The following is a 687-nucleotide window of genomic DNA, read 5'->3' as shown; positions in this document are numbered from 1 at the left end:
GCGCCGCACTGCGGAGATGATCAAATACGCCGCGAACGCCTTCCTCGCGACCAAGATCACCTTCATCAACGAGATCGCTGACCTCTCGGAAAAGGTCGGCGCCAACGTGCAGGAGGTCGCGCGCGGCATTGGCCTCGACAATCGCATCGGCACCAAATTCCTGCATGCTGGTCCGGGCTTCGGCGGCTCATGCTTCCCGAAGGACACCAAGGCGCTGATCAAGATCGCACAGGACTACGACGTGTCCTTGCGCATCGTCGAATCCGTGCTTGCCGTGAACGAGAACCGCAAGCGCGCGATGGCCCGAAAGGTCAGCCAGGCGCTCGGCGGAAGCTTGCGCGGCAAGACCATCGCCGTGCTCGGCCTCACCTTCAAGCCCGATACCGACGACATGCGCGATGCGCCGTCGATCCCGCTGGTGACCGGCCTCATCGACATGGGCGCGAAGGTCAAGGCCTACGATCCCGTCGGCATGGAGCAGGCCAAAAGCGAGCTGCCCAGCATCACCTATTGCGAGGACGCCTATTCCTGCGCGCAGGGCGCCGACGCGCTGGTCATCGTCACCGAATGGGTGCAGTTCCGCGCGCTCGATCTCGACCGGCTGAAGGCGACCATGGCGCAGCCCGTCGTCGTCGATCTCCGCAACATCTACCGTCCCGAAGAGATGGCGGCTGCCGGCTTCACCTA

The 687-nt window shown here is 63.9% G+C and carries 1 protein-coding gene; it reads left to right on the top strand.

Annotation, left to right across the window (positions count from 1 at the left end; translation table 11 throughout):
• Positions 1–687: UDP-glucose dehydrogenase family protein (locus XH79_RS06805; RefSeq protein WP_271581149.1), on the top strand; the 687-nt coding region annotated here is incomplete at both ends.

It is taken from the genome of Bradyrhizobium sp. CCBAU 45389 (assembly GCF_028128625.1).
Taxonomy (GTDB): domain Bacteria; phylum Pseudomonadota; class Alphaproteobacteria; order Rhizobiales; family Xanthobacteraceae; genus Bradyrhizobium; species Bradyrhizobium liaoningense_B.
This window is presented reverse-complemented; position numbering and strand designations above follow the sequence as displayed.